The organism is Herbaspirillum sp. UBA812 (genome assembly GCF_002296545.1).
GTDB lineage: Bacteria > Pseudomonadota > Gammaproteobacteria > Burkholderiales > Burkholderiaceae_D > Herbaspirillum > Herbaspirillum huttiense.
In genome coordinates this window covers 1,527-2,847 of sequence record NZ_DBIC01000326.1, presented here as the reverse complement: position 1 = coordinate 2,847, position 1,321 = coordinate 1,527, and the positions used below count along the sequence as shown (strand labels likewise).

Below are 1,321 nucleotides of genomic sequence, written 5' to 3'. Positions count from 1 at the left end.
CATGATCCGGTGCGCTGGAAATATTTTGCGGTCGGCAATTACGCCCTGAACGGCACGCCGCCGCCGCGCCACTCCTGGAGCTGATGCCCGGACCCTGCCTTCCCTCATTCGACCGCGAACCATCATGACCCAGACCGCTGCCGCCCAGGCCACCCACACCACGCTCGATTCTCTGCCGCCGCCCTCGGGCACGCCACCGCGCCTGGTGGCGCGCATCCGCGACGACGCCGAAGCCATCGCCGCCGCCCGCAAGCTGGGCGAAGACTTCAGCCGCGAAGCCGCGCTGCGCGACCGCGAGCGCAAGCTGCCCTGGGACGAGTTGGAACGCTACGTGCGTTCGGGCCTGTGGGGCATCACCGTGCCCAAGGAATACGGCGGTGCGGGTGTCAGCTACGGGACCCTGGCCGAAGTCATCGCCACCATCTCGGCGGCCGATGGTTCCATCGGACAGATTCCGCAAAACCATTTCTATGCGGTGGAACTGATCCGCGTCAACGGCAGCGAATCGCAGAAGCGGTTCTTCTTTGACCGGGTGCTGCAGGGCGACCGCTTCGGCAATGCCCTGGCCGAACTCGGCACCAAGACTTCGCATGACCGCAAGACCCGGCTGACCCGCAACGAACATGGCCCCGGCTACCGCATCAACGGCCGCAAGTTCTACGCCACCGGCGCGCTCTATGCCGACTGGGTGCCGACCTCGGTGATCGATGAAGAGGGTGTGCAGCAACTGGCCATCGTGCCGCGCCATGCGCCGGGCCTGACCATCATCGATGACTGGTCTGGCTTCGGCCAGCGCACCACCGGCAGCGGCAGTGCCGTGTTCGAGAACGTCCATGTGCCGGCCGATGCCGTGATCGGGTTTGCCACTGCCTTCTCGCGGCCCACGCAGATCGGCCCGATGGCGCAGATCCAGCACGCGGCCATCGATCTGGGCATTGCGCGCGCAGCTTATGCGGACCTGCTGCAATTTGTGCGCACCCGCTCGCGGCCCTGGGTCGACAGCGGTGTGGAACGCGCCGGCGACGATCCGCTCACCATTCGCGAAGTGGGTGACCTGACCATCCAGCTGCACGCCGCCGAAGCGCTGGTGCGCCGCGCCGGACGCAAGGTCGATGCCGCCGCTGCCGCGCCCACTGAAGACAGCATCGCAGAGGCGTCCATCGCAGTGGCCGAGGCACGCGTGCTGACTACCGAAGTTTCGCTGGCGGCCGGTAGCAAACTGTTTGAGCTGGCCGGTTCGCAATCGACCCTGTCCGAACACAATCTCGACCGCCACTGGCGCAATGCCCGCACCCATACGCTGCATGATCCGGTGCGCTGG

At 66.6% G+C, this 1,321-nt stretch carries 1 protein-coding gene; it reads left to right on the top strand.

Annotated features, from left to right (window positions below; translation table 11 throughout):
- Window positions 1-124: 124 nt before the first annotated feature.
- On the top strand, window positions 125-1,321 hold a 1,197-nt coding region (locus B3873_RS21985; protein WP_286869080.1), incomplete at its 3' end, for an SfnB family sulfur acquisition oxidoreductase.